This window comes from Gaetbulibacter sp. PBL-D1 (assembly GCF_050509525.1).
Taxonomy (GTDB): domain Bacteria; phylum Bacteroidota; class Bacteroidia; order Flavobacteriales; family Flavobacteriaceae; genus Gaetbulibacter_B; species Gaetbulibacter_B jejuensis.
This window is the reverse complement of sequence record NZ_JBNWKB010000034.1, coordinates 1-3,477: the sequence shown is the minus strand read 5'-3', so window position 1 is coordinate 3,477 and position 3,477 is coordinate 1. Positions and strand designations below refer to the sequence as shown.

The following is a 3,477-nucleotide window of genomic DNA, read 5'->3' as shown; positions in this document are numbered from 1 at the left end:
AATTTTTGTTTCTTGATTAATTGCAACAACATTAGCAAGTTCAAGCGGAGTTCCTATACTGTCTTTTACTACACCTTCTACTTTTATTTGAGCAAAGGAATTGCTTGCTGCTAAGAGCAGCATGAACATAAAGATTTTTTTCATTTGATTTTTTAGTTGGGATTATTTAAAAGTGAATTGATTAGAAACGTCTGTTACCACGACCTCCTCTGCCTCCATACATTTCGCGCATTTCTTCAATTTTATCTTTCATGATTTGGTTGTACTCTTCTCTTGTTACTTCTTTACCTTTTGAAGGCATTTTAATCTCTTCTTTTTCTTCAGGATTCATTACAATTTTAGAACACAATATTGTTGTTCTACCTGCATTAACTTCAAGAATTAAACCTGGTAATCCCCAATATTCTCCTGGACCTTGGTTTACTGGGATTTGTGGTGTATACCAAGCTGTAATGGTTATTTCTTTTGGCACTTCCAACTCACTCATTGGATCATCTCTATCTACTGAATCTTTAGATTTTTCTGCTTTTTCCTTTTCGTCATTGTCTCTATCTCTTCGTCTTCGCATATTCATAAAATCCATTTCATCTACTTTTTTTACAGCTGTAGCTTTATAACAAGTGTATTGACCAATTTGCTTGGTTTCTCCCTCCATTTTCCACTCTAGAGTTTCAAGCTCATCAACAACTAAAAACTGTTTTCCAAAAAACTCCTGTTCTTGTAAAAGCTTAGATTCCTTCACATTTTTGTATTGCGGACCACCTGTAAAACTACTCATCATTCCTCTCCATGGACCTCCTCCTGAACCTGGTGTTTCTAGCTTTTCTTCTTCTTTATATGTAGACTCTGTTCTATTAAAGGTTAGTATAAAGGTTTTTTCGAGCATGCTTCTCATACGCTCAGTAATCATCTTTTTTTGTTCTTCGCTCATTTGTCGACCTCCAAAATTATCCATGTCGACTGTAGTCTTGGATTGATAGATTGCTTTACCTTGAAATTCTTGAGCTAAAAGCGTGTTACTGAATAGTGTAATTAATACAACACAAAGTTTAATTGAGATTGATTTCATTGTTTTAAGTCTAAAGAGTCTGTGTTAAAAATACAGTTTTAACTATTGTTAGACATCTAAAACAATTGAAAGTTTAATTGTAAAATGTTAAAATCCAATAAAAACTAACCTCCTATTCTTATCTCAATCTCTTGTCCATCACCTTTTCCTCTTCTTGGGCTATAACGTTCTTTCATCTCTTCCATTTTCTTTTCCATAATTTTATCAAACTCTTCTTTAGTCACTTTTTTACCTTTTTTAGGCTCAGTGATTTCAACTTCATTTTTTGGATTGAGCACTATTTTACTACAAATGACAGTTTCTGATCCATCGTTTACCTCAAGAATTAAACCTGGAAGTCCATAATAGTTACCTGGACCGTTGTTTATAGGAATTTGAGGCGTATACCATGCTGTAATAGTTATGGTTTCCATTTCAGGTTCTTTTTCTTCATCTAAATCTTTATCACCATTAACGCTAATACCTCCAACAATTTTTGGTCGCTCGCGAGTTATGGTTGCTTTATAGCAAGTGTATTCGCCAATGTTTTTAGTCTCTGAGCCAAATTGCCAATCAAGTTTTTTTAGCTCGTCTTTTATCAAAAAGATTTTTCCAAACACATCATTTTGATTAGTGTAGCGTTCTTCTTTTGTGTTTTTATACAGCACATCTGCTCCTCCTGTGTTTATCATTACTACTTCCATCCCACCAGGTTGTGGAGCTCCAAGCGATTCTTCTTCTTTATAAACCGATTCCTCTTTATTAAACGTAAGTATGTACGTTTTTTCAAACTGCTTTTTAAGCATATCCATCATTTTTTGATGCATTTCAGAGTTTACCTGAGTACTGTCTAGTTTAATATCTACTTTTCGTTTTGACTTGTAGGTTGCAACTCCTGTAAACTCTTGAGCGTGACTTTTTATAGACGCTAAAAGCACTACTGCAATTAAAACTTTTACTATATCTTTCATGGTCTTATTTATTGATTGTTATAATAGTCTGTTACTAATTTTTTTATAGTATTGATGTTGTTATAAAATGCTTCTTTCTCTCCTGCTTTTCCAGTGATTTTATAAGTTGCAGAAGCTTCTTTTCCATTAGATATTGGCTTACCATTACATTTTATCTCAAATGAAATGTTTTCATCAGGACTCATATCGTCAACGATACTTTTTATGTCATTAAGATTAAATGTGCTTTCCAACTCTTTAACAGAATCGATAGTTATTGACACTTCAATACTTTGAATTGTTGTTGCTAAAGTTTCATCTGCATTTTGTAGTTCCTTTATTTGACTAAAAGATGTAAATGCAATTAAAAAAGTAATCGTGGTAATTAGTGTTTTCATTTATGTTCGTTTTTTGATTAATACTCTACAAACTTAAACCAACCCAAATGAGTATTAAGTTAACCAGTGTTAACGTGTGTTAACCGATTAGTTTTTATCTTCTTTAACATTTACTTTTGACCTATGAATAATTCTAGATACCGAATAATATTATACTTCATAGTTACCGTAATACTTAGCACTATTGCGATACAAGTGTATTGGAATTATAAAAACTATTTAGCCAACAAGCAACAGCTTATTAAAGATGTTCAGGTAAGTTTAGACAAAGCTGTTGATGATTACTATGTTAATCTTGCTGAACAAACCACCATTGGATTTGCTTTTGAAAGCGATTATAAAGACGATTTTTTTGCCGAAGACCATAAGTTTGACTCCATTTTAAAGCAAATTGATATTACTCAAAAAAAGTTTAAAAACCTTGATAGCCTTAATCTTGAAACTACTGATGGTATTTCTATTTACAGAGGCGCTAATGTAGATTCAATTTTAAATGCAAAATGGGATCACAAAAAACTGAATTCTATTGACATAAAAAAAGACTCTATAAAAGTAAAAGGGTTTGAGTTACTAACGTCTAAAGTTGTTATTTCTATTTCAAATGACACGCTTGATGTTAAAAAAATTGACAGTTTAATAACTACTGACTTATCTCAAAAAAACATCACTATTGATTACAAACTTGACTTTAATAGGAACAAAACAAAGAAGATAAAAGACACAATAACCGATTCAAAAAACATTTTAAACGTTGCTTCAAAATCCACGTTATTACCTAAAGGAAGTTCTTTAAATTTAAGTTTTGAAAACCAAACAAAGCTTATTTTAAAACGCATTTTTGGTGGTATTTTAATTTCCACATTGTTAATTCTGGCAGTGATAAGCTGTTTGTTTTATTTACTTAAAATCATCAAGCACCAAAAACAATTAGCTGAAGTAAAAAATGATCTCATCAGCAACATTACACACGAATTCAAAACACCTATTGCAACCATTGGTGTTGCACTTGAAAGCATTCAAAACTTTAATGTTATTGAAGATAAAGCTAAAACAAAAACGTATTTAGATTTATCAAACACGC

Annotated in this window: 3 protein-coding genes and 1 pseudogene; 1 reads left to right on the top strand and 3 read right to left on the bottom strand. The window is 31.7% G+C overall.

Annotated elements, in window-relative coordinates; genetic code table 11:
* Positions 1-181: 181 nt before the first annotated feature.
* The 3 genes from ACQ0RB_RS15640 to ACQ0RB_RS15630 all read right to left on the bottom strand — a co-directional run bounded on the left by ACQ0RB_RS15640 (position 182) and on the right by ACQ0RB_RS15630 (position 2,396).
* Complete coding sequence (locus tag ACQ0RB_RS15640; protein WP_430499338.1) at positions 182-1,069, bottom strand: GLPGLI family protein; 888 nt, start codon at positions 1,067-1,069, stop codon at positions 182-184.
* Between the two features lie 104 nt (positions 1,070-1,173).
* Positions 1,174-2,019 carry a GLPGLI family protein gene (locus ACQ0RB_RS15635; RefSeq protein ID WP_430499621.1) on the bottom strand — a complete coding sequence of 282 codons (846 nt, stop codon included), beginning with the start codon at positions 2,017-2,019 and terminating at the stop codon, positions 1,174-1,176.
* An 8-nt stretch (positions 2,020-2,027) separates the two neighbouring features.
* Entirely contained in the window at positions 2,028-2,396 is a 369-nt protein-coding gene (locus ACQ0RB_RS15630; RefSeq protein ID WP_430499619.1) for a hypothetical protein, read from the bottom strand.
* A 123-nt stretch (positions 2,397-2,519) separates the two neighbouring features.
* Here ACQ0RB_RS15630 and ACQ0RB_RS15625 point away from each other — a divergent pair.
* A pseudogene (locus tag ACQ0RB_RS15625) lies at positions 2,520-3,477 on the top strand (sensor histidine kinase); the annotation flags it as partial.